The 22,878-nt window shown below is 71.0% G+C and carries 26 protein-coding genes; 11 read left to right on the forward strand and 15 right to left on the reverse strand.

The features are described 5' to 3' along the window. Position 1: 1 nt before the first annotated feature. Complete coding sequence (locus ABZU76_RS27225; protein ID WP_354874376.1) at positions 2-514, reverse strand: hypothetical protein; 513 nt, start codon at positions 512-514, stop codon at positions 2-4. 275 nt (positions 515-789) lie between these two features. Between ABZU76_RS27225 and ABZU76_RS27230 the strand changes: the two genes are divergently transcribed. Together ABZU76_RS27230 and ABZU76_RS27235 are read left to right on the forward strand one after the other, a co-directional pair. Beyond that, positions 790-927, forward strand: coding sequence for a hypothetical protein (locus tag ABZU76_RS27230; RefSeq protein WP_354874378.1), 138 nt, complete (start codon positions 790-792; stop codon positions 925-927). Between the two features lie 126 nt (positions 928-1,053). Next, positions 1,054-1,791, forward strand: coding sequence for a hypothetical protein (locus ABZU76_RS27235; protein ID WP_354874380.1), 738 nt, complete (start codon positions 1,054-1,056; stop codon positions 1,789-1,791). 99 nt (positions 1,792-1,890) lie between these two features. Here the strand turns inward: ABZU76_RS27235 and ABZU76_RS27240 are convergent, their stop codons facing one another. Continuing rightward, positions 1,891-2,286, reverse strand: coding sequence for a hypothetical protein (locus ABZU76_RS27240; protein ID WP_354874382.1), 396 nt, complete (start codon positions 2,284-2,286; stop codon positions 1,891-1,893). Between the two features lie 148 nt (positions 2,287-2,434). Here ABZU76_RS27240 and ABZU76_RS27245 point away from each other — a divergent pair, with 148 nt between their 5' ends. Then, the gene (locus ABZU76_RS27245; RefSeq protein ID WP_354874384.1) at positions 2,435-3,859 is read left to right on the forward strand and encodes a lamin tail domain-containing protein; all 1,425 of its coding nucleotides are present in this window, start codon (positions 2,435-2,437) and stop codon (positions 3,857-3,859) included. Positions 3,860-3,911: 52 nt separating this feature from the next. Here the strand turns inward: ABZU76_RS27245 and ABZU76_RS27250 are convergent, their stop codons facing one another. Further along, positions 3,912-4,529, reverse strand: coding sequence for a methyltransferase domain-containing protein (locus ABZU76_RS27250; protein WP_354874386.1), 618 nt, complete (start codon positions 4,527-4,529; stop codon positions 3,912-3,914). Positions 4,530-4,656: 127 nt separating this feature from the next. Beyond that, positions 4,657-4,881, reverse strand: a complete 225-nt coding sequence (locus ABZU76_RS27255) for a hypothetical protein (protein ID WP_354874388.1) — start codon at positions 4,879-4,881, stop codon at positions 4,657-4,659. A gap of 201 nt (positions 4,882-5,082) precedes the next feature. On the opposite strand from ABZU76_RS27255, the gene ABZU76_RS27260 reads away from it, so the two are divergent. Further along, a complete protein-coding gene (locus ABZU76_RS27260; RefSeq protein ID WP_354874390.1) occupies positions 5,083-6,735 on the forward strand; it encodes an ABC transporter substrate-binding protein in 1,653 nt (550 codons plus the stop codon). On the opposite strand, the gene ABZU76_RS27265 is transcribed toward ABZU76_RS27260, so the two are convergent. The 5 genes from ABZU76_RS27265 to ABZU76_RS27285 are packed head-to-tail and all read right to left on the reverse strand — an operon-like array spanning position 6,728 to position 11,460. After that, positions 6,728-7,429: an SDR family oxidoreductase gene (locus ABZU76_RS27265; RefSeq protein ID WP_354874392.1), complete on the reverse strand. Its 702-nt coding sequence runs from the start codon at positions 7,427-7,429 to the stop codon at positions 6,728-6,730. The two genes, ABZU76_RS27260 and ABZU76_RS27265, sit on opposite strands and share 8 nt — an antisense overlap. A 3-nt stretch (positions 7,430-7,432) precedes the next feature. Beyond that, positions 7,433-8,266 carry a polysaccharide deacetylase gene (locus ABZU76_RS27270; protein ID WP_354874394.1) on the reverse strand — a complete coding sequence of 278 codons (834 nt, stop codon included), beginning with the start codon at positions 8,264-8,266 and terminating at the stop codon, positions 7,433-7,435. Next, entirely contained in the window at positions 8,263-9,411 is a 1,149-nt protein-coding gene (locus ABZU76_RS27275; RefSeq protein ID WP_354874396.1) for a C45 family peptidase, read from the reverse strand. The genes ABZU76_RS27270 and ABZU76_RS27275 overlap by 4 nt, the downstream gene beginning before the upstream one ends. Positions 9,412-9,419: 8 nt before the next feature. Further along, positions 9,420-10,721 carry an MFS transporter gene (locus tag ABZU76_RS27280; RefSeq protein WP_354874398.1) on the reverse strand — a complete coding sequence of 434 codons (1,302 nt, stop codon included), beginning with the start codon at positions 10,719-10,721 and terminating at the stop codon, positions 9,420-9,422. A gap of 19 nt (positions 10,722-10,740) precedes the next feature. After that, a complete protein-coding gene (locus tag ABZU76_RS27285) occupies positions 10,741-11,460 on the reverse strand; it encodes an SDR family oxidoreductase (protein ID WP_354874402.1) in 720 nt (239 codons plus the stop codon). A 137-nt stretch (positions 11,461-11,597) separates the two neighbouring features. Between ABZU76_RS27285 and ABZU76_RS27290 the strand changes: the two genes are divergently transcribed. Together ABZU76_RS27290 and ABZU76_RS27295 are read left to right on the forward strand one after the other, a co-directional pair. Continuing rightward, positions 11,598-12,218 carry a hypothetical protein gene (locus ABZU76_RS27290; protein ID WP_354874404.1) on the forward strand — a complete coding sequence of 207 codons (621 nt, stop codon included), beginning with the start codon at positions 11,598-11,600 and terminating at the stop codon, positions 12,216-12,218. A gap of 9 nt (positions 12,219-12,227) precedes the next feature. Further along, a complete protein-coding gene (locus ABZU76_RS27295) occupies positions 12,228-13,010 on the forward strand; it encodes a methyltransferase domain-containing protein (protein ID WP_354874406.1) in 783 nt (260 codons plus the stop codon). A gap of 37 nt (positions 13,011-13,047) precedes the next feature. Here the strand turns inward: ABZU76_RS27295 and ABZU76_RS27300 are convergent, their stop codons facing one another. Then, complete coding sequence (locus ABZU76_RS27300; RefSeq protein ID WP_354874408.1) at positions 13,048-13,614, reverse strand: hypothetical protein; 567 nt, start codon at positions 13,612-13,614, stop codon at positions 13,048-13,050. 354 nt (positions 13,615-13,968) lie between these two features. Between ABZU76_RS27300 and ABZU76_RS27305 the strand changes: the two genes are divergently transcribed. The 3 genes from ABZU76_RS27305 (at position 13,969) to ABZU76_RS27315 (ending at position 16,596) form a co-directional block, all read left to right on the forward strand. Then, entirely contained in the window at positions 13,969-14,760 is a 792-nt protein-coding gene (locus ABZU76_RS27305; protein WP_354874410.1) for a serine protease, read from the forward strand. Between the two features lie 102 nt (positions 14,761-14,862). Continuing rightward, positions 14,863-15,768 (forward strand): AraC family transcriptional regulator, encoded by a 906-nt coding sequence (locus ABZU76_RS27310; protein WP_354874412.1) that lies wholly within the window; start codon positions 14,863-14,865, stop codon positions 15,766-15,768. Positions 15,769-15,870: 102 nt separating this feature from the next. Continuing rightward, on the forward strand, positions 15,871-16,596 hold the full coding sequence (locus tag ABZU76_RS27315) for an alpha/beta fold hydrolase (protein ID WP_354874414.1): 726 nt from the start codon (positions 15,871-15,873) through the stop codon (positions 16,594-16,596). Between the two features lie 4 nt (positions 16,597-16,600). Here ABZU76_RS27315 and ABZU76_RS27320 read toward each other — a convergent pair whose 3' ends face one another. The 3 genes from ABZU76_RS27320 to ABZU76_RS27330 all read right to left on the reverse strand — a co-directional run bounded on the left by ABZU76_RS27320 (position 16,601) and on the right by ABZU76_RS27330 (position 19,592). Beyond that, positions 16,601-17,809: a hypothetical protein gene (locus ABZU76_RS27320; protein ID WP_354874416.1), complete on the reverse strand. Its 1,209-nt coding sequence runs from the start codon at positions 17,807-17,809 to the stop codon at positions 16,601-16,603. Between the two features lie 490 nt (positions 17,810-18,299). Further along, positions 18,300-18,695, reverse strand: coding sequence for an MmgE/PrpD family protein (locus ABZU76_RS27325; protein ID WP_354874418.1), 396 nt, complete (start codon positions 18,693-18,695; stop codon positions 18,300-18,302). A 3-nt stretch (positions 18,696-18,698) separates the two neighbouring features. Beyond that, positions 18,699-19,592, reverse strand: coding sequence for a LysR family transcriptional regulator (locus tag ABZU76_RS27330; RefSeq protein WP_354874420.1), 894 nt, complete (start codon positions 19,590-19,592; stop codon positions 18,699-18,701). 228 nt (positions 19,593-19,820) lie between these two features. Between ABZU76_RS27330 and ABZU76_RS27335 the strand changes: the two genes are divergently transcribed. Then, the gene (locus ABZU76_RS27335; protein ID WP_354874422.1) at positions 19,821-21,104 is read left to right on the forward strand and encodes an MFS transporter; all 1,284 of its coding nucleotides are present in this window, start codon (positions 19,821-19,823) and stop codon (positions 21,102-21,104) included. Here the strand turns inward: ABZU76_RS27335 and ABZU76_RS27340 are convergent. Further along, positions 21,070-21,675 (reverse strand): class I SAM-dependent methyltransferase, encoded by a 606-nt coding sequence (locus ABZU76_RS27340; RefSeq protein WP_354874424.1) that lies wholly within the window; start codon positions 21,673-21,675, stop codon positions 21,070-21,072. The two genes, ABZU76_RS27335 and ABZU76_RS27340, sit on opposite strands and share 35 nt — an antisense overlap. A gap of 114 nt (positions 21,676-21,789) precedes the next feature. Between ABZU76_RS27340 and ABZU76_RS27345 the strand changes: the two genes are divergently transcribed. Beyond that, positions 21,790-22,305, forward strand: coding sequence for a DUF2716 domain-containing protein (locus tag ABZU76_RS27345; RefSeq protein ID WP_354874426.1), 516 nt, complete (start codon positions 21,790-21,792; stop codon positions 22,303-22,305). Here the strand turns inward: ABZU76_RS27345 and ABZU76_RS27350 are convergent. After that, positions 22,288-22,866 carry a TetR/AcrR family transcriptional regulator gene (locus tag ABZU76_RS27350; RefSeq protein WP_354874428.1) on the reverse strand — a complete coding sequence of 193 codons (579 nt, stop codon included), beginning with the start codon at positions 22,864-22,866 and terminating at the stop codon, positions 22,288-22,290. The genes ABZU76_RS27345 and ABZU76_RS27350 overlap by 18 nt on opposite strands. Positions 22,867-22,878: the final 12 nt, after the last annotated feature.

Genomic DNA, 22,878 nt, shown 5'->3' on the forward strand with positions numbered 1-22,878 from the left:
CTCAGCGCGAGACGAGGACGGTCTCACCGTCGCAGCAGGAGATCACCACACCGGCCACATCGCTGATCCGGCCGCGGACCACGGCGTGCTTCAGGGTTGTCATGTCGGGTGCCGTGCGCAGCATGAGCAAGACCGGGAACTGCCAGTGACTCATACCCTGCACGATCTTGGCCAGCGCGGGGCCCGCGGACTCCACGGTGAACACAGCGCGCTCCAGATCGACGCTCACCGGCTCCTCGGGCACGTCCGGAACCGCCTCCACCGAGTACACGTACGGATCCCCGCCACGGCTCAGCCGGTCTTCCACCATCACCGCGGCGAAATCCCCCGTACCCCGCAAGAAGTCAGCGGCCGCGCGAAAGTCCGCGGTACGCCCGTGTCCCGCGCCGAGGTCGGTCACCAGCACACCCGGCGGCTGCAGCACGACCCAGCGCGAGAAGGACGCGACCGCGCGCTGAACCGCCGGCGGCGAACTCTCGAGAACCAACGCCAGCCAGTCCTCGACGCCGGTCACCCAGGTAACCGGCGTCGGCCGCTTCCATCGTCACGCCCCGCACCTTACGGCTCGGCAGCGGGCCGAGGCGTAGCAAGATCGGGCCGTGGCCAAAGTCGGCGAAGTACCGTCCGCGCGCTTGGCGCTTTACGTGGGCCAAGGGAACGGCTACCGGCTGTTTCCGATTCCCGTGCGGCGCGGGAGCGGATCGTGGCGGTGCCGATCGCGTGCGCGTTCTGCGGGGTCGGCGTGCCGATGAGGGTGCTGGACGTCCGGACCACGCGGCGCAAGCGGGCATGGTGGCTCGCGACGGGGTGCGCATCGAAGGCGAGTACCTGTTCCAGCCGCACAACCGGCGGGACCATTCCATCCGCCCGGCGGACTTCGGGCACGAGTACCACGAGCCCGAGCACGCGGACCGGCCGCCGCGCTGAGCACGGGGCCGTCCACTTCGGTCTGAAAAAACTTCCGGAACCGGTGAACCGCACGGGATCCGGCAGCCGTGTCCTCGTCGAGTCGCCCGGACGAACCGGGTGACAAGGACAACGGGGAGTGTTCTCATGTTCCGCAAGCAGGCGATGTTCCTGGCCGCTTTCGTCGCGGCGGGTGCCGCGGTGCTGTCCGCGTGTGGCGCGGGCAGCGACAGCGCGACGACCGCACCGGCGGGGGCCGACAACCTGCGCGCCGCCGCGGCAGCGCCGGCTGCCACGCTGACCGCGACCAGCGCGATCCTCTTCGACGACGCCGCGTTCTCCGACAACGGCGCCTCCCAGGGCATCTCCGGCAAGGGCTGCCAGACGCTGGCCCGCCCGAAGGTCACCTCGTCGCTGACCACGACCGGCACGCTGAAGCTGTGGAGCGGCGCGAACTGCACCGGCAAGTCGATCGCGGTCACCGGCAACGTGAGCAACCTCGCGAAGCTCGGCTTCGACAACAAAACCGTGTCGGTGAAGCTGGCCGGCGACGACAACGGCGGCAACAACAACGGGGGCAACAACGGGGGCGACAACGGCGGGAACGCCGGCGGCGACAACAACGCCAACCTCACCTCCACCTTCGCCCTCCTCGACAGCGGCAAGAACTTCTCCGAGCCCGACGGCTCCCAGGTCGCCAGCGACAAGGGCTGCAACGAAGTCCGCAACCCCGACCTCGTCCGCTCCATCGACGCCGACGGCACGTACAAGATCTGGACCGGCGCCGGCTGCACCGGCAAGTCGATGCTGATCACGGGCGACGCGCCCGACCTCGAGAAGATCGGCTTCGACCGCCAGGTCGCCTCGATCCGCCTCGCCGGCTGACGCGGCGAGCACACCGCCCCAAGCACAGACAGCCACAGACAACAGCGCCACCCAAGGGATCCCGGAAACCCGGGGTCCCTTCGGCGTTTCCCCGAAACGTCAGGAAAGCATCGCGTCGTACTGCGCACGCGAGAAGCGGAACGGCCCCAGCCCGGCGTAGCGCTCGCGGAACACCTCGGGGTCGTAGTCGGTCTGCCAGCCGAAGTCGCGCCACACCACCTCGTCGGCGGTCCGTTCGAGGACCACCGTCACGCCGCCGCAGCCGAGATCACCGCATTCCGGGCAGACGAACAGCGGCACCCGGCCGTCGGGCAGCGCGTCGGCGCCGAGATCGGCGGGCGCGACCGCGATGACGTCGTCGCCGAGAGAACGCAGCGACTCACCGAGCCGGGCGCCGTCGATCTCGAAGTCGAGGTACTCACGGTGCGTCCGAATGCCGCCGGTGGGGAATACCTCACCCGGGCGTACCGAGGGGACCAGACGGAGCACGTTCACGCGCCGAGGTAACCACACAGTGGAACGACGAGCCACCGAGTTCGCCGTTCGTCCAGCGTTCACACCGTGATCATCCGTGGGAGGGCGCCTGTTCGGCCCGAGTCGGAACTGTCGGGTGGCCCTGTTCCCCGACCTCAGGACGGATTCCGTGACCGATTCACGCGTTCGCCGGTGGCACCGCAGCCTCCGTCGTCCCCTCCTCGCCGTCGCCGGCCCCGTGCTGGTCCTCGGTGCGCTCACCGCGCCCGCGGCCAGTGCGGCGCCCGCCGACGATGTCCGGATCAACGAGGTGGTGACGACCGGCGACGTCAACGACTCGATCGAGCTCTACAACAAGGGCACCGCGGCCGTCGACGTCTCGGGGTGGATCCTCAAGGACGACGACAACGGCTCGAAGTACAAGATCGCCTCGGGCACGACGCTGGCGCCGGGCGCGTTCCGCGCGTTCGACGTGCACGACGAGTTCGGCCTGGGCTCCGAGGACGAGGCCCGCCTGTACCTCGCCGACGGCAGCACGCTCGTCGACAGCTTCAGCTGGGACGACCACTCCGACCCCTCGTGGTCGCGCTGCCCCGACGGCACGGGCTCGTTCCGCCAGGCGTCCGCGCTGACGCTGGGCGGGCCGAACGCCTGCGGCGGCTCGGGCCAGGGCACGTCGCCGGTCGCGTGGCCGGGCAGCGGTTCTGTGTCCACGGCCGACGCGTCCAACGTCTTCGGCGAAGACCTTTCCGGTCTGTACCAAGAGGGCAGCGTGCTGTGGGCCGCCCAGAACTCCGGAAAGCTGTGGCGCCTGGTGTCCAACGGCTCGGGCGGGTGGAAGCCGGACACCGGGTCCGGCTGGTCCTCGGGCAAGAAGCTGCACTTCCCGAACGGCTCCGGCACGCCCGACGACGAGGGCGTCACGGTCACCGGGTCGGGCTCCTCGGCCGGTGTGTTCGTGGCCACCGAGCGCGACGACGACAAGTCCGGCACCAGCCGCCTTTCGGTGCTGCGCTACGACGTCAGCGGCTCGGCGACCACGCTGAACGCGGCGAAGGAGTGGAACCTGACGTCGGACCTGCCGTCCGTCGACTCCAACTCGGGCTTCGAAGGCGTCACCTGGGTGCCTGATGCGTCGCTGACCGCGGCGGCCTTCAAGGACTCGTCCACCGGCGCGGCCTACTCCCCCAGCCACTACGGCTCGCACACCGGCGGCGTGTTCTTCGTCGGTGTCGAGGGCACGGGCATGATCTACGGCTACGTCCTCCAGGACTCCGGCGCGTTCACCCGCGTGGCGTCCTTCAGCAGTGGCATGGACGGCGTGATGGAGCTCCAGTGGGAACCGCAGGCCTCCCGCCTGTGGGCCGTCTGCGACGACACGTGCGACGGGCAGCACCGCACGTTCCAGGTGTCGTCGGGCTCCTTCACGACGGCGGCGGTGTACCAGCGCCCGAGCGGGATGTCGAACTACAACAACGAGGGCTTCTCCGTCGCCTCCGCGGCCGAGTGCTCGGGCGGCTCGAAGCCGGTCTACTGGTCCGACGACAGCAACGACGGCGGGCACGCGTTGAGGAAGGGCAGCATCAGCTGCTGAGCTCGTGGTGATGGTGGTCCCGGCCGTGGCTTGGCCGGGACCATCGTCGTGTTCAGGCCGGCTTCCGGGCCGCGAGGCGTTCCACCGTCCCGAATTTGAGCCGTTCCGCGCGCGTGATCTCGAAGCCGGCCTCGGTGACGAGCGGCAGGGGACGGCGGGTCTGGTGGTCGCCGATCTGGCGGAGGGTGAAGCGTTCCAGGAGGCGCTGGGCCCAGCGCAGCGGGCGGTGGTCACTGCCGATGTGGTCGAGCAGCAGCAGCGCGCCGCCGGGGCGCAGGACGCGGTGCATCTCGGCGATGGCGGCGCGGTCGTCGGGGAAGCCGCACAGGCCGAGGGTGCAGACGACGGTGTCGAAGTTCGCGTCGGGGAACGGGAGTGCTTCGGCGTTCCCCTGCCGCAGCGTGACGGGCCGGCCGAGGCCGTCGGCGCGCCTCTTCGCCCGCTCCAGCATGGCGGGGCTGAGGTCGAGACCGGTCACGCGGGCGTCGGGCGGGTAGAGCCCCAGGTTCAGTCCGGTGCCGACGGCCACCTCCAGTACCTCGCCGCGTGCCTGCTCGCACACCCATTCACGTCCGCCGGCGAACTGGACGCGTTCGAGGAAGCCGATGCTGCGGTCGTACCGCGGTGCGTACTTGTCCCATTGAGCCCGGAGCCAGACGGGGTCGGTCATCGGCTCAGGTCCGCGACGGGCAGGCCCATGGCCGCTGCGGATTGGCTCAGTGCGGCGTGACCCGCACGATGTCGACCATCGACAGGCGGCACTGAGCGGGGTGGCCACGGAGGTCGCACGGTCCGGGTCAATAGCGCCGGCAGATGTCGTCGGACGGGGTGAGGCACCAGCCGTCGGGGGTGGCGCGGTTGCAGGGGGTGTCGCCGAGGCACCAGCCGTCGGTGGTCTGGGTGCACGGGCCCGGGCCGAGGCACCAGCCAGGCGGGACAGCCGCGGAGGCGGTGGCGGGCACTGCGAGGGCCACCAGGGCGAACGAGCCGACGAGCAAGCCGGCGGTCAGGAATCTGCGCATACCGCCGACTCTGCCCGATTCGGGCAGTCCGCACCAGCGGCGACGCGAACGGCTCGGCGCCGAAGTCCCGGCGTTGACGGCGGTCCACCACCACAACGTCCGATTCGTCCGGAAGCATCCGACCCAGCCGCCGCGAACGGCTGCGCCGAAGTGTCCCGCGTTTGGGATACTCCTGCTCTGCCCGGTGAAGGGAGACGGCTGGTGGTGACTCGGGAGCACGACGTCACGGCGCGGCGGTGGCTGCAGCCGGAAGCCGGGGCCGGAACGGGCAGTGACCAGGCGTTCTTCCGGAGGCGGCTCGATCTGGTCACCGTGGCCGGGCGGGCCGTGCGCTCGTTGCGGGGGCAGGTGGTCCAGTACCTCGACGTGGCGGACAGCGTGGTGCGCCGGGTGACCGTGGACGTCACCGACGGCGACGAGCGGCTGGCGCGGCTGGACGTGGTCGATACCACTGCCCCGTTCGGGCTGACCGTGCGCGAACTGCAGGTGGCCACGGGCGTCGCCGGTGGGCTGGGGAACCAGGAGATCGCCGAGGCGCTCCAGTGCTCACGGCGGACCGTGGCGACCCACCTCGAGCACATCTTCACCAAGACCGGCACGAACTCCCGCGTCACCGTGGCGACACTGCTGGCCGAGCACGACGCGTACGCGGCACCGTTGCCCGCCGTGGAGCTGGTGCTGCCGGCGACGCTGCTGTCCCTCCTGCGAACAAGCCCCCCGGCAAGACCACGCACCACCAGACCCCGCCCCGCGCTCATCGGCGCGGTCTACGCGGCGGCCGCCGGACCCGAGGTCGTGGCGATGCGCCGCGGTGACAAGCTGGCCGTCACCGAGCTGAACGCGCGGGGCGGTGTCGCGGGGCGGCAGGTGGAGCACGTCGCGCTCGGGGCGACGCCGGAAGGCCTGCTGGACGCCGTCGAGGAGCTGACGGCGCGCGGTGTGGACGCCGTCGTGTTCGGCAACTTCCCGCTGAGTTACGCGCGCAAAGCCATCGCGACGGCCGCCGCGGCCGGGGCGCCCGTGTTGCACAGCATGACCGGGCCCGCGTTGTCCGACGACGTGCACGCCGATCCGCGCGGCCTCGGCGCCGTGTTCCAGGTCTGTTCCACCGAATCCGCTTACGTGCCAGGGCTTCTGCGCACGCTCCCCCACCTCGGCCACGAACGGCGCCGTCGGCTGGCCGTGCTGCCGCGCGAGAGCACGTTCGACGCGTCGATCCCGGAGCAGGTCGAGCGCCACGCCGCGGCGGCGGGCTGGGAGCTGGTGTTCGCCGAGCCGGTGCCCGACCACACCCGCGATTTCAGCGCAGTCGTGCGGCAGCTGGCGCACGCGAAAGCCGACGCCGTCTCGTTGTCGAGCTTCCCGGAGCCGACGCTGCACGCGTTCCTCACCGCCGCCGAACCCCTGCGGGACCGCACGCTCGTGCACGTCGCCTGGTCGCCCGCCTCCCCCGGCTTCACGGACCGGTTCCGCTCGCTGTCCGACGGGCTGCTGTGGTCGACGGTCATCGGCCACGTCGACAGCCCCGCCTGCCATGCCTTCGAACAGCGCTACCGCACGGCTTACGGCGGCGAACCCGGCCTGGGCGCCGCGGCGGTGCACTTCGACATGGTCAACGTGCTGGCCCAGGTGTGGAGCCAGGTCAGCCGGCCGTGGGACTTCGCCGCGGTGCGGCGGCAGCTGCGGTCGGTGGCGTCGTTCGGCGTCACCGGCGCACACCAGTTCCTCGGCCGCGGCCAGCGCGGCCTCAGCTACCCCGACGACACCGGCGACCCGACCCGCGGCCACCCCCACCTCGTCTACCGCATCGAAGGCGGCACCCACCGCCGCCTGGCCCCGGCGCCGCTCAGCTGAGCCACGACGGCGCGGTCACCGACCCGATGCCGTCCCCGCCGTCCACGGGCACCGAACGCCCGTTGACCCACGACGCGTCCTCGCTCAGCAGCCACGCGACGGCCGCCGCGATCTCGTCGGGACGACCCAGCCGCCCGCTGACACTGGCCGCCTCGACACCCTCGACGTACGAGCGCGGCACGGGATTCACTCGCGAGCCGACGTCGATGAACCCGGGTGCGACGGCGTTGCAGCGGACGCCGTCGCGCCCGTGTTCCAGCGCGAAAGCCCGCACCAGCGCGTCCAACGCGGCCTTCGACGCGGCGTACACGGCGGTGCCCGGCCGCGCCCGCGTCGCCGCGCCACTGCTGACGAACACCATCGCCCCGGGCCGGCCCGCGGCCACGCAGCCCCGCACGAACTGCGCACCCGCCGCGAACGCCGAGCGCGCGTTCACCGTCAGGACCCGGTCGAACAGCTCCTCGTCGCCGTTCGACACGGGCGCGGCCGGATACAGCCCCGCCGCGTGCACGAGCGCGTCGAACCCGCCGTGCGACTCCTGCAGCCGCGCCACCTCCGAAGCGACACCCGGCCGCGCGAGATCCAGCTCAGGCAGGTCCGCCCCGACGACCGTCCACCCGTCCGCGGTCAGCCGCGAGCCGATGGCCCGGCCGAGCCCGCCGCGGGAACCCAGCAGCAGCACCGATTTCGGCACGCGTCACCGTCCTTCGAGGACCGGCCGGAACCGCCGGGCGACGTCCACACAGCGCTCGAACCCCACGCCGAGCTCCCGGCAGCCGACGACGAACCGCTCCAGTGCCGCCATCCGCGCCCCGCGCCCGACGACCTGCGGGTGCAGCGTCACCGTGGTCACGCCACCGGGCACGGTCTCCGTCATGTAGCGCACGTCGCGCAGGAACCGCTCGAACATCGCGTCGGCGTCCTGCAGCCCCGGCATCACGCCGTACGGCAGGCGCAGGTACTCCAGGTGCGGGTAGTCGTCCAGTGTCCACGACACGGGCAGCTCGACGATGGAAGAAGCGGCCCCGAACCGATAGGGACCGCCGGGGTCGCAGACGTCCCCCGAGCGCGCGAAGTACGGTTCGAAGTCCGTGCCCATCAAGGAAGAGTCGTACTCCACGCCGAGCTCACCGAGGATCTCGATCGTGTTGTCGGTGAAGTCCCAGCTCGGTGTCCGGTGCCCGGCGGGCGGCGCGCCCGTGAGCTTCTCGATCAACGCCGCCGAGCGCCGGTTCACGGCCAGCTCGGCCGCCCGATCCAAAGTGGACACCGGCTCGTGCGCGTAGCCGTGCAACGCGATCTCGTGCCCCGCCGCGGCGATCGCCGAGCACTGCGCCGGATACGTCTCCAGAGTATGCCCGGGAATGAAGAACGTCGACGGCACCGAGTGGCGGTCCAGCAGGTCCAGGATACGGCCGATCGCGTACGCGCCGAACTCCCCTCGCGACACCGGCCCGGGCGTCACCTGAGCGCGCGCGATCCACAGGGAGATGGCATCGAAGTCGAACGTCAAGCAGACAGTCGGGCTCATGCGACGGCGGCCTCCTCGGGCTCGAACTCGGTGCGGACACCGACGTCGGCGGGGTTCCCGTCGAAGAGCCGGTCGAGGTCCCAGCGGGTGTAGGCGTGGCGGCTCGGCGGACCGGGCGCGATCCACAGCACCCGCTCGGTCAGGTCCATGACCAGCGAGTACACCGTGCAGAACTTCTCGGACGCGGGCACGTCCGGGTCGGGGTGGCGGCAGATGCCGTCCGGGAACGACCACTCGTCGCGCAGCGTCGCGACGACGTCGGCCACCCGGACGCGCCGCTCGTCCAGCGCGGGCTCCAGCAGGTGGCGGGCCCGGGCCGGCCGCAGCTGGGTCAACGCGCTCGTGGCGGCTTTCTTGTCCTGCAACGGAAGGTTCGCCTGGAAGTGGTTGGAGTGCGTGATCAACCCTTGCTCAGGCAGGAGTGTGCCGAAGACGCCGGGTGCGAGCTCGAAGTCGATGGACTCGCCGCCCGCGTCGGCGAGCAGCACGTTGCCCGAGGAAATGCGCTCGACGGGCAGCAACCGCTTGTGCGCCACGGACATCGTCGGCGACTGCAGCACCCCGCGCAGCAGGTAGTGGTACGGCACGCCACGCCCGCCGCGGTCGAGGTCGGAGATCAGCAGGTTCGCGCACACGCCCAGGCCCGCCGAGTTGAGGCCGCTCTTGGCGAACATGCCCGCCTCGGTCAGCGACAGCACGGAGAACCCGGACTCGTCGCGCGTGGCCAGCAGGAACGTGACCTCGGCCTGCTCCGGGTGCCAGTCCCAGTTCTGCGCGAGCAGCGTGTGGCCGTCGGCGGTGTAGCGCCCGAGTACGGACACCGACGTGCAGCCTTCGTCGCGGTAGCCGGTGCCGTAGAGCATTTCGGTGCGCGCGTTGAGGGCGGCGAGGCGGTGCGCCGGGTGGCCGGAACCCTCGGCCATACCGTGGAGCATCGCGGCGATCTCGGGGACGTAGGACTCGGCGACGTCGAGGTAGATCCGGCCCCAGCGGTCGATGTCTGCGTCCGACAGGCCGGCGTCGTCGTGGAAGCGGCCGACGTAGGTGGCGAGGCTGCGTTCGATCAGCTCGGCGGTCTGCGCGCCGAGCTGCTCGCCCATCTGGCGGTAGCTGCCCTGCACGACGATCAGGCGCGGGGTGGTCATGGGGGTGCTCATTTCAGCTCGGTCCGGTAGGTCTCGGGCATCCGGCAGACGGCCACGAAGGTGATGATCGCCGCGGCGGTGGGCAGCGCGGCCACCACGAGGGAGTTGCCGGTGGCGTCGATCAGCGCGGTGGCGATGAAGCCGGCGGTGCCGCCGAAGGCCATCACGGAGAAGTTGTAGCCGATGCCCAGCGCCGAGTAGCGGACGTTGGTGGGGAACAGCTCGGCCAGCGCCGCGGGCCCGGGCCCGGAGAACGCGGCGAGGACGAGCGCGATGAGGATCTGGCCGAGGTAGGCGCCGGCCGTGCTGCCGGTCTGGAACAGCACCATCACCGGGAACGTCAGCACGATGAAGCCGCCGGACCCGATGAGCAGCAACGGTTTGCGCCCGATCCGGTCGGACAGCACACCGAAGAACCAGATGGCGACCGTCAGCACCACGAGCGCGACGAGGTTCGACGCCTCGACGGTGCCGGAGTCGAGCTTCGCCTGCGTTTTCAGGTACGTCGGCAGGTAGGTGAGGAAGAAGAAGTACGCGACGGTCCAGCTCACGGTGAAGAAGAACCCCAGCGCCATGGCGGACTTCTGCGTGCGCAAGGCCAGCCGCAGCGGGCTCGCGCTCACCTCGCCCGCGGCCTTCTCCGCGCGGTAGAGCGGCGTGTCTTCGAGGCCGAAGCGCAGCACGAGCGCCACGACGGCGGTCAGCGCGCCGACCAGGAACGGGATGCGCCAGCCGAAGTCCTTCATGCTCTGCTCGGTCCAGAACAGCGAGTTGAGCGCGACGACCCCGGCGGCCACGAGGAAGCCGGCGGCGGTGCTGACCTGGTTGAGGCTGCCGTAGCGGCCGCGGGCCTTCGGCGGGGCGTACTCGACGAGCATCGTCGCCGACCCCGCCCATTCGCCCGCCACCGCGAAGCCCTGGAACAGCCGCAGGACCACGAGCAGGATCGGGGCGGCGAGGCCGATCGTCGCGTACCCGGGCAGCAAGCCGACCAGCACGGTCGCGGCGCCCATGAGGATCACGCTCAGGATCAGCGCGGGCCGGCGGCCGACCTTGTCGCCGATGTGGCCGAACACCACCGTGCCCACCGGGCGGGCCAGGAAGCCGACCGCGAACACGGCGAACGTCGAGAGCAGCGACGAGAACGAGTCGCCGGCGAAGAACTGCGCGGACAGGTAGACGGCCGAGTACGCGTAGACGAGGTTGTCGTACTGCTCCAGGAGATTGCCGATGCTGCTCGAGACAACGGCTCTGAGCTGGAGTCTCGGGGCGTCCGCCTCGGTGGCGGCGTGCGCGGGGTGCACGGTCATGGTTCCTCCTCGGGAAGGGTCAGGACGCCGCCAGGTACCCGCCGTCGACGGGCACCAGCGCGCCCGTGACGAACGAGGACTCCGGGCCGGCGAGGAAGGCGAGCACGTCGGCGAGCTCGCCGATCTCACCCGCACGCGCCATCGGGGCACCGTCGACGCGGGCGCGCAGCGCGTCGGGCGGCAGGTGTTCGAGCAGCGCCGTGCGGAACACCCCGGGCAGCACCGCGTTCACGCGGATCCCCCGCGGCGCGAGCTCCACGGCGGCGACCTTGGTCAGCTGGTGCACCGCCGCCTTGCTCATCTGGTAGGCCACGGACGACGGCACGGTCCCCTCGCCCCCGGGCGGCGTGGTGACGCCGTAGATGGAGCCCACGTTCACGACCGCGCCCCGGGTGGCGGCGAGGTCGTCGGCGAAGGTCTTGATGCCGCGCCACGGGCCGAACGCGTTCACGGCCAGCACGCGGGCGAAGTCGTCGTCGGAGGTGGTGAGCAGGTCGTCGCGCGCGCTGACGCCCGCGTTGTTCACCAGCAGCCCGACCGTCCCGAAGTGCTCGTGTACGTGGTCGCGCAGCCGCTCCCACGACACCGGGTCGGTCACGTCGAGGTGCACCCGGTCCTTGTCGGCGCCGTCGAACCGCAGGTCAGCGCGGACGACCGTTGCCCCCATGCGGGCCAAGCGGTCCGCGAAGCCGGCCCCGAGCCCTCCGGCCGCACCGGTCACCACCGCCAGCGTGTCCACTGCCTCTCCTCCCGATCGACGACGGTGCCGGGGAAGGTAGGCGGGCGGGCTCGGCTCGGCATCGGTCGTTCGACCGATGTGCGGCGCCGCGGGGGTTGACTCGGCTGCGAAGATCGCAGCGACCGCTGGGGGCCGGGATGTGGGATCTGCTGCACGCGTGGCGCGAATGGTTCGCCGGCCACGAGACGGCGCAGCTGCACGTGTTCGGCATCGCCGTGCTGTGGTGGGGGCGGTTCGGGAAGACGCTGGAGTTCGTCGGCGGGCTGACGGTGGTCATCGACCTGCTGGGACGGCAGCGGATGGAGGCCTTCCACGCTTCCTTGCGCCGCCGACGCCGACGGCTCGGCCGCTGGATACCGCGGTGGGTGCGGACCGTGCTGCGCCGGCCGGCGCCCGAGCCGCCGCCGGTGGAGCAGCCCCGCCCCGACGCCCACGAAAAGGGGCTGCGCGTCGCCTGGTTCCTCGGCACGGCGGTGCTTGCCTTGCTGCTCTTCACGGTCGAACGCTTCGGGCAGGCGCCCACCGACGACCTGATGCCGTTGCCCATCCTGGTGCTGTTCGTCGCGCTCATCGCCCCCACGATCGGCGGCTTCGTGCTGGGTGGCGGCGGGTACGTGCTGGGCCTGCTGCTGGTCGAGGCCTTCGTGGTGACGACGCTGGGCCAGCTCAAGACCAGCGAAGGTCTCGAATCGCGGCTGAAATGGATCGGCCTGATCATCTTCGTCTTCGGGTTCTCGCTGGACCTGCTCTCGTCGTAGGGTCGGGACATGGCGATGCTGCGGTTCGACGACGAAGGCGCGAAGCTCACCGAGCGGCTGTACGCCAGCCCCGACGTCGTGGCGCAGCGGGACACGGTGCTGGCGCGGCTGGCGCCGCGGCCGGGCGAGCGGGTGCTGGACGTCGGGTCGGGGCCGGGGTACCTGCTGGAGTCCATCGCACGGGCCGTGGGCGCGTCAGGCGCCGCACACGGGCTGGACCCGAGTGGCGCGATGAACGAGCTCGCCACCGCGCGCACACGCGAGCTGCCGTGGGTGCGGCTCGACGAGGGCGAAGCGACCGCGCTGCCCTACCCGAACGATGCGTTCGACGCGGCTGTGTCCACCCAGGTCTACGAGTACGTGCCCGATGTGCCCGCCGCGTTGGCGGAGCTGCGCCGAGTGCTTCGCCCCGGTGGGCGCGTGCTGATCCTCGACACCGACGCCGACTCGCTCGTCTGGCACACCGCCGACCGCGCCCGGCACCGCCGGATTCTCGAGGCCTGGGACAAGCACCTCGCGCACCCCCGGCTGCCACGCATCCTGCCGGCGCTGCTGCGGCGCGCGGGCTTCCGCGTGACCGGGCACCACGTGCACCCGATCCTGAACCCGGAGCTGACGCCCGATTCGTTCAGCGCCACGCAGATGCACATCATCGCCGACTTCGTGCCCGGCCACCGCGGCGTCACCGAAGCCGACGCCGAGGCGTGGCTCGCCGACCTTCGAGAGCGCGCCGATCGAGGCGAGTACTTCTACTGCCTCAACCGGTACCTCTTCACCGCGGAATCGGAGTGACCGGCGCGTTTCCCGCGGACGGCTGCGAGCCGGGTGCTCACACGCCGAAGATCAGGGCCACGATCCACACCAGAACGAAGACAACGAGTCCTGCGACCACCAAGAGCCCGACGCCGACGTACACCCACGCCACGGCCATGACGATGCTCAGGTGCAGGACGCCGAACGCGCCCAGCGCCGCGACCACGGCCAGCCCCGCCGCCGCGACGACGGTGAGGGCGATGGGCACCACCGGCACCGGGTTCAGCGGCACGATCGAGAGCAGCTCCGCCGGAACCCGCGCGGTGCGCTCCAGCGCGATCATCCCCGCCAGTACCGCGCCGGCCACCAGCGCCGCGGCGAGCAGCAGGAGGAACGTCCCTGTCGCGGCGGGCGGCCCGTCCGGCGCCTCGGAGACGATCTCGAGCGCGCCCCACAGGGCCGCGACCATGCCCGCCACCCCAGCGAAGCCCACGAACAGGCTGCTCGTTTCGAAGCCACGAGATCCCCACCGGCAGGCCGCCCGGTAGGACACCGTGCTCACCACGAACCCGAGCACGATGGCGGCGCTGCCCACCACCAGCAGCCACCAAGGAAGGCTTCCGACGGCCCCTGCCTGTGCCACTGCCGGAATCCGCCCCATTTTCCCAAATTACGGCCCACGCGCCGCGCAGGACAAGCCGGTTCCGGGCGCGGCTCAGCTCGCGAACTGATCTTGAGGACGGAAACCCGTGCACCCGGGCCGGATGATCCGAAAGAACTCGGAAGCCGCCCTCGCACGCGCCGTGCGGACACCGTCCTGAGTGGACTTCCGCGGCACCCGGCGTGATTCGTGTCTTGTCGGGGCCGCTCGCAAGTCAGACAAAAACCAACCATCTTCGCCAATTTTCAGGTCACGACTTTCGTAGGTAACCCGCGCCCGGCGCCGTCTGGTCTGCTCAGGGACAAGATCTTGCAGGTCCCCGAAGGGAGAAGGCGAATGAGGGCAGACGTGAGGCGCGTGGTGGCCGCGCTGGCCGGGGTGGTGGCGGCGGGCGTGGTGGCCGCGGCGGGGGCGCCCGCGGCGTCCGCCGGGCAGGAGCCGCTGATCGTGGGCGGGACGCCCACCACGATCGACGAGTTCCCCGCCACGGTGATCTTCAACGTGGACGGCGCGCAGCACTGCGCGGGCAGCCTGGTGGCACCGAACAAGGTGCTGACGGCCGCGCACTGCACCGACGGCGTGAAACCCTCGCAGATGGAGATCATCGGCGGGCAGACCAACTTCTCCGACACCACGGGCGAGAAGGCGGGCGTCACGGACGTCTGGCAGAACCCCGACTTCACCATGCAGGGGATGCAGCACGACAACTCCGTGCTGACGCTGGACAAGGACCTCTCCTTCAAGCCCGCCACGCTGGTGCAGTCGGCCGACGACCCGGCCTACCAGACCGGCGCCGACGTCACCGTGGTCGGCTGGGGCACCACGTCGGAGAACGGCGACGTCTCGGACGGGCTGCTGAAGGTCACCGTGCCGGTGGCCGACAACGCCACGTGCGCCGAGGCGTACGAGAAGATCGGGGACAACTTCGACAAGGCGTCGATGTTCTGCGCGGGTGTGCCGGAAGGCGGCAAGGACTCGTGCCAGGGCGACTCGGGCGGCCCGGCCTACGTCGACGGCAAACTGGCCGGCATCGTGTCCTGGGGCCAGGGCTGCGCGCGCGAAGGGTTCCCCGGCGTCTACACCAACGTGGGCAACGACTACCAGGTCATCAGCTCCCACCTCGGCTGACCACCGCCTCGCCGGCGGGCTGCGAACGAGCCCGCCGGCGAGGTAGCCTGTGCCACCACCCGACCGGCCCCACCGACGCGGCGGCCGGGTGGAGGAGGCGCGATGGAGGGCATGACCGTCCGGCTGGACACCCGCGACGTCGACCTGGCCCGCACCCAGGTGGCCGGCTCCTACTGCCCCCACGACCTCACCCCGCGCGGCCCGGCGTTCCACGCCCGCCACGCCGAAGCGTCCGGCGACGAGCTCGGCGTCTTCTCCCTCTCCTACGGCGGCGATCCCGTGCACGTCGATCCCGTGCCGTTCGGTGACTTCGTGCTCTTCTCCCGTCCGCTCGCCGGCGAGCTCACCGTCGGCAAGGACACCCGGGTCGCCACCGGACAGACCGTCGCCCTCGACGCGCGGTCCGCGCACGCCCTCACGTTCGGCCCCGGCTGCCGGCTACTCACCGTGAAGCTCCCCGGCAAGCTGCTCGCCCGCGCGGCGGCCGCGTCCGGCCGGGCCGCCGACATCCGCACCGGCCCGACGCTCGACCCCGCGCCGTGGGACGCGGTCACCCGGTTCGTCGTCCGCGAGGTGCTCCCCCACGGTCTGCTGAAAGCACCGTTCGGCACGTCGGTGGCGCAGCTCGTCGCCGTCGCGGCGCTCGACTCGTTCGGCGGCTCCGCCCCCACCCGCCGGCAGAGCAGCGCAGCCGACGTCGTCCGCCGGGCCTGCGAGTACATCGAAGCCCACGCGGGCGCCGCCGTCGGCCTGCTCGACATCGCTGCCGCGGCCGACGTCGCCCCACGCACCCTGCAGGACCACTTCCGCGAACAGCTCGGCACGTCCCCGACGGCCCGGCTGCGGCAGGTCCGCCTCGAACGCGTGCACGCGGAACTCCTGGCCGGCACCGGAAAGTCCGTGACCGAAGTCGCGACGCGCTGGGGCTTCGGCAACCTCGGGCGCTTCGCCGCCGACTACCGCCGGACGTTCGGCACCACCCCGTCCGACGACCTGCGCCGCGCCTGAGCTCCGCGCGTTCCGGCCAGGCCGCGGATTCCGGACAGCCGCGGCCAGGCGCCCGGATTACCTTCCCCGCCAGCGCACCACCGCCGGTGAAGGGAAGACGCCATGGCCACTCTCGTCCTCGTCCACGGATCCTGGCACGACGGTCCGCTCTGGGAACCCGTCGCGAAGCACCTGCGCGACCGCGGCCACGAAGTGCACACCCCGACCGTCGCGGGCCACGGCAACGGCGTACCCAAGAACGTCGACCACAACGATTGCACGGAGTCGATCGTCGACGCCATCACCGCCGCCGACCTGCACGACGTGGTCCTGCTCGGCCACAGCTTCGGCGGCACCGTGATCGCCCGCGTCGCCGAGGAAATCCCCGAGCGGCTCAAGCGGCTGATCTTCTGGAACGCCTTCGTCCCGGCGCCGGGCAACAGTCTCAACGACGAGCTCCCGCCCCACTACCGCGAGATGTTCGCGCAGACCGCCGCCGCGAGCGACGACAACTCGGTCGCCATGCCGTTCCCCCTGTGGCGCGAGGCGTTCATCCAGGACGCCGACGCCGAGCTGGCCGCGTCGACGCACAAGGAGCTGTCCACCGAGCCGTACCAGCCGTTCCTGGACAAGCTCGACCTCACGCGCTTCTACGCGAGCGACATCCCCAAGAGCTACATCAACGCCACCGAGGACACCGCCCTGCCGCCGGGCGAATGGGGCTGGCACCCGCGGATGTCGAGCCGGCTCGGGCTGTACCGCCTCGTGCAGCTGCGCGGCAGCCACGAGGTCATGTTCACCGCACCGGACCGGCTCGCCACCGCGATCGAGGAAGCCGCCCGCGACTGACGGGTCAGGCGCCGTACGTCGCCTGGGTCACCGCGAACACGTTGCGGTTGCCCGCGCCTTCCTGCAACGTCCACAGTAGATCCGCGTTCGTCGTGTCTTCCCAGTACGACAGGCTTTCGCCGCTGGAGATCCACGTGTGCGTCGCCGGGCCGGTCGCCGGGGTCCAGTAGTAGAGCTTCTTCTGGCCCGAGGAGTTGAACCACCAGCGGCTGTTGTGGGAGGCGACGCCGTTGAGGTTGTACCAGGGCAGCTGCAGGGCCTCGCTCGCCGTGGTCGTGGCGGCGAACGTCGTCGCGCCCGCGGCGAACGGGAACCGGATCGCGCGCGGGGCGCGGTTCGGGTACGCGGTGCAACCGGACTGGCAGGTGTACTCCGCCATCACGATCGACTTGCTCACTCGGTCGAGCGAGATCGACGACCACGAGAGGTTGGTGCCCGACGTGGTCTTCGAGGTGATCGTGCCGACCTGCGGCAGCACGTAGGCGTAGTTGTGGGCGTAGTACACGCTGCCGGTCTGGTGCCCGATCTGCCCGGCCGTGCCGCCGGTGTTGGTCTTGAGGATCTTGCGCAGGTCGAACACGCGCATGCCGTGGCCGGTGTCGGCGACGTAGAGGTAGTCGCCGTACCAGGACACGCCGCCGGCGTGGATCGGGATGTCCTTGAAGTCCGGCGCGGCCGCGGTGCCGGTCGGCTCGACGAGGAGGATCTTGCGGTACTTGTTCGGGTACGTCGCGTCCCAGTCGACGAGCGTGATGCGGCTGCGCGCCTGGTCGCCGTCGCAGCCGTCCTTGGTGTACCAGCTCACGAGCACGAGCTGGTGGCCGTCGTAGTTGCCGCTGTTCGCGGTGCCGACGGCATCGCGGCTGGTGGTGATGCCCTGCGGGTAGTTGGCGCAGTCGGAGTTGTCCGCGCTGTCGAAGCGGAACCCGTCGGACAGCCCGGCGACCGACACCGACGACGGCAGCGCCGTGCGGTCGTGGTTCGCGTTGTCCATCACCGTGTGCACGGCGGCGGTGCCCAAGGTCGAGACCAGCGCGGTGTTCACCGCGTCGAACTGGTGGTAATCCGCACTCAAGGTGTACTGGCTCGTGGGCAGATTCGTGGGCGCCGTCGCCGCGAACGCCGGCGGCGACGCCACCACCGCTCCCCCGACGAGCACCGCGGCGGCGACCACCGCCCGCGAAGCAATCAAAACACGACGACGCACCGACATGAGACCCCCCAGGACTCGAAGCTACGGTTGCGGCCACGCTAGGCGTGGGTGGCGGGGTTCCGCAATACCCCTGATGCCGCCCTGGGGTCACAGCAAGTCAGGGGTACACCCGCCGGTCGCGCACTGTCCACTCAGTACTCATCTGCCGGCTGCCTCAGTGCGCCGACAGCACGGGCGAGTGTTCGGCGGCTGTGACACTGTTGCGCGGCAGGCGCGCCGCGATCCCGACAACCGGTTTTCACCGGCGGTGAAGCCGTTTTGTTCACAGCAGAGCCACTTCCACGCTCGTATCCGCAGCAAGCCCGACACACCGCACCGAATCGCGCCGCGCTGGTCACGGCTCACCCGTCGGCCGCATCAACGCGAACACCCCCGGCGGCCGGACAACGGATCCTCCGCCGCAACCAAGCCGTCGTGCCCAGCAAAGCGGGTCTCACGCTCGTAGCCGCAGCGGACCCGCACTACCCGGCACCGATTCGCGCCGCGCAGGTCACGGCTCATCCGCCGACCGCATCAACGCGAACAAACCCCGGCGGCCGGACAACGGATCCTCCGCCGTCGTGACCCCGTTGCGCGCCAGCAAAGTCGCCTCCACCCCCGTCGCGGCGGCATGCCCGAGCTGCGCCGCGCCGAGTGGTGTGCCCTTCACCGCGGCCAGCCCGCAGGCCTGTGTCGCCGCGATTCCGATGGCGTGGCGCAGGGCCGGGCCGTGCAGGTCCAGGACGCGGGCCGCCGCCGCGGCCGCGGCGACCGTGCCCGCCGTGGTTTCGAGGCACCAGCCCGCGGCGGCGTGGTCCGGGCCGAGGCCGTCGGCCACCGCGTAGCCGGCAACGTCGCCCGGCGCGAACAACGACAACCCCGCGCCGGTCCGTTGCGAAAATCGCAACGGTCAGCCGCTGCCCCGCGCCACCGCGACGCTCGTGAGCGCCCGCACCATCGGCGTGGCAGTGGATTTCTTGTGGTGTGCCAGGAAAATCGTACGGTGACAGCCCTCGTCGGCGATCGGGATCCGCACGACGCGCGGATGGTGGTGATCGGCCATCCGGCCCGGCACCACGGAAACTCCGAGCCCCGCGCCGACCATCGACTCGACGACGAACGGGTCGCTGCCCTCCACTGTCACGCGCGGCACGAACCCGGCACGGGCGCACGCACCGGTCAGGTGCGCGCGGCTGCTCGCGCCGGGCGCCATGGCGACGAACGACCGGTCCTTCGCTTCGCGCAGGTGCACCACTTCGTGCCTGGCCAGCGGATCCCCGATCGGCACGGCGAGCAGCAGGGGTTCGGTGAACAGCGGCAGCACCACCACGTCGGGGTCGGCCGGGGCGGCTGAGCCGAGCACCACGTCGGCGTCGCCGCGCAGCAGGTGGGTGACCGCGTCCGTCGCGGAGCTCTGGTGGCAGCGGAACCTCAGGTCGGGGTGGCGTTCGAGGAGGCCCGCCAGCACCTCCGGCACGAAGCCGAGCCCGAGGGAGAACGTGTGCGCGATCCGCAGCACCTGCCGCAGATCCCCTGAAGCGGCGCGCGTGGTGACGATCGCGTCGGCGCGCGTGCGCAGCACCGAGCTCGCCTCGCGCGCGAGCACCCGGCCGGCGTCGCGCAGCCGGACGCGGCGCCCGTGCTGCTCGACGAGGTCGACCCCCAGCTTGCGCTCCAGCGCGCGGACGCTGCACTGCACCGTCGTCGCGTTGATGCCGAGCTCCTCCGCCGCGCGGACGAAGTGCTCGTTCCGGGCGAACGCGAGGAAAACCTCGAAGTCGCGAAAGGACACTTCGTCGCTCACCGCAGTTGTTCTACTCGTTGCGCGGCGGCGCGGGCAGCAGGCCGCGCCGGGCGGGGCAGGAGCGTTGCCTCACAGCTCGCAGGGTCTTGTACCGATCGGTCGGTACGGCTATAGTTCCGCGCAACATCCCAGGTCACAGGCTTGAAGATCGCCGCCCTGGTCCGTCCGCCGCTGGTCCGGGACCCGTGGCGGCCACCACCGGCACGCCGTTCGCGTGCCGTCTCCCCCATGACGTCGGAGGTAATTGTGGTTGTCGAGCAGCAGCAGGCGACGCGGGTCAGACCCGCGCGCGTGGCGTTCGCGAGTTTCGTCGGCACCGCCGTCGAGTGGTACGACTTCTTCCTCTTCGGCTCGGCGGCCACACTCGTTTTCAACGCCCAGTTCTTCCCCACGCTCAACCCGCTGGCCGGCACCCTGGCGGCCTTCGCGACGTTCGGGGTCGCCTTCGTGGCGCGCCCGCTCGGCGGCATCGTGTTCGGCCACTTCGGCGACCGGATCGGCCGCAAGCGGATGCTCTTCCTTTCGCTGCTGCTGATGGGCGGCGGCACGGTCGCCATCGGCCTGTTGCCGACGTACGGCCAGATCGGCGTCTCCGCACCGATCCTGCTGGTGCTCGTGCGGCTGCTGCAGGGCTTCGCCGTCGGCGGCGAGTGGGGCGGCGCGGTGCTGATGGCCGTCGAGCACGCCCCGCCGCACCGGCGCGCGTTCTACGGCAGCTGGCCGCAGGCCGGGGTGCCCGCGGGTCTCGTGCTGTCGGCGTCGGCGTTCCTCGCGGTGCAGCAGCTGCCGAAGGACCAGCTGCTGAGCTGGGGCTGGCGCCTGCCGTTCCTGGCGAGCGCGGTGCTCATCCTCGTCGGGCTGTACGTGCGGTCGCGGCTCGAGGAGTCCCCGGAGTTCAAGCGCTCCGACGTGCCCACGTTTCCTTTGCGGGACACCCTGCGACGGTCACTGCGCGCGGTGCTCGTCGGGATTTTCGCGCAGGCGGGCACGAACGTCCCGTTCTACATCGCGAGCGTTTTCGTGCTGTCGTACGGGCCGAACTCCGCGGGGGTGTCCCGGGGCACGGTGCTGACCTGCCTCATCGTGGCTTCACTGGTCGACATCGCGGCCGTGCCCTTGGTCGCCATTCTCGCCGACCGCATCGGCCGCCGGAAGGTCCTGCTCGGCGGCGCGATGTACTCGGCCGCCGTCGCGTTCCCCTTCTTCTGGCTCCTCGACACAGGCGCGCCGGCCGCGGTGCTGCTCGCGATGTTCCTGCTCGCAACCCTGGGCCACGCCACCACCTACAGCGCCATGGCGGGGTTCCTCGCCGAGCTGTTCGGCGCGGAACACCGCTACACGGGCGTTTCGGTCGCGTACCAGGTCGGCGGCTTGATCACGAGCGGCCCGGCGCCGTTCATCGCGGCCGCGTTGTTCGCGGGGTTCGGCGGGTCGTGGGTGATCGCGCTGTACATCGTGGTGGCGTGCGCGATCACGTTCACCGCTCTGCTGCTGGCTCCCCGCCGGAATTGACCGCGCGCAGGACGACATCGCGGGTGTGGTGAGTGCCCTCCGGCCCCGGCCTGGTCCGGGGCCGGGACTCGTGGACCAGGACCGTCCACTCGTCGCCAAGAAGCCGCGCGATCTCGTCGGGCCGGTAGTAGCCGGCGTAGTCCACGCCCTCGTCGCCGGGATCGTGCCCGGCGACGAGCAGCGTGCCCCCGGGCGCGACCGAGGCGAGCAACCGGTGCAGCGCCTCGTGCTCCGGCCGGCGCGGCAGCGGGAAGTACTGCACCGACACGAGATCGAACACCCCGGCCGGCAACCCGGCGGTGCTCAGATCGGCCCGCGTCCAGGCCACCCGCCCGGCCACGTCGGCCCCCACCGCCGCACCCCGGCGCAACGCCGTCTCCGCCACGTCCACGGCCGTCACCCGCCACCCCCGGCGCGCCAGCCACACCGCGTCGGCCCCCTCCCCGCACCCGACCTCCAACGCCTCCCCCGGCTCCAGCCCCGCGGCCTCCGCCACGAGCACCCCGTTGGGCTCCCCACTGAACACCTGCGGGCGACCGCGGTACATCTCGTCCCAGGACTGCGTGTTCATATGCCTCGCCTTCGTCTGTCCGACGGGCACCAATCTGCCGCGTGGGTGGCTTTCCCAGTTAGCTTTGTTGCCGAAACGGCAATACCCCTCGCGATGCCCGGTAGGCTCCCGACCGTGCCGGAATTCGCTTGGGTCGAACTCGACCGGGAGTTCCAGCGCGAACTGTGGGCCGAGTTCGCGACCGAATTCGGCTTCCGGCGCGGCTCCGATCCGGCCTCCTGGCCGGCGATCAGGGAGCCGGCGCCGTCGGTGTGCTGGGCGCTTGGTCCGGCGCCGATGCAGCCGGTCGCGCAGCTAGTGTGCGACGTCCTACGCGCCTGCACCGAGTACTGGGACTCGGTGTTCTCACACGACTCCGTGCACCCGTCGGCCCAGTACCGGCCGCACCGCGTCACGGACATCACGGACCTCGACGGCTGGGAGTACACCCACTACCCCAACGGGGACTACCTGATCTTCGCGTCGAAAGACCTGTCGTTCGGCATCGTCGGCAACCACCATGAGGCGAGCCTGTGTTTCTTCGGTGAGACCGCCGTGCGGGCGGCCACCGAGCTGAACCGCGGGATTCTCGGCCCCCTGCTCCGCCGTGACGGTCAACGCGTCAACTCAGGCTCAACGACCGAACAGTGACGTCACCAGGGTTTCCGCGATTTCGCGCAGCTCGCCCGGCTCGTAGCGCACCCGTTCCATCACCGCGAGACCGCGCGTGGTGCTCACGACGAGCCGGGCGGCGCCGTGGAGGTCCACGGGGGACTCGACGCCGTCGTCCAGAGTGGACAGTTTGGCGTACACGAGGGTTTCCAGCTCGTCCAGCAGGGCCCGCACGGCGGACTCCGCGCGGGGCGACTCCGTGGCCGCTTCGATGGCGGTGCGGGTGGAGAGGCAGCCGTGGGCCGGGGTGCCGGCGGTGAAAGTCTCGATGCAGTAGTCGAAGAACGACAGGAGGGCCGCGCGTTTCGTCGGCCGGTCGAGGGCCGCGGAGGCGCCGGTGAGGAAGTCGGCCGTGTATTCGCCGAAGGCGCGCAGGAAGATTTCTTCCTTGCCGCCGTAGGCGTTGTACAGGGAGCCGCGCTGGACGCCGGTGCCGGTGGCCAGGTCGAGCATCGACGTGGCGCGGAAGCCGCGGTCGGTGAAGACATCGAGGGCGCGTGAGAGAGCCTCGCGCTCGTCGAACTGGCGTACGCCCGCCATGGAACCCCTTTC

The sequence above is a fragment of the Amycolatopsis sp. NPDC005232 genome (assembly GCF_040607795.1).
Lineage (GTDB): Bacteria > Actinomycetota > Actinomycetes > Mycobacteriales > Pseudonocardiaceae > Amycolatopsis.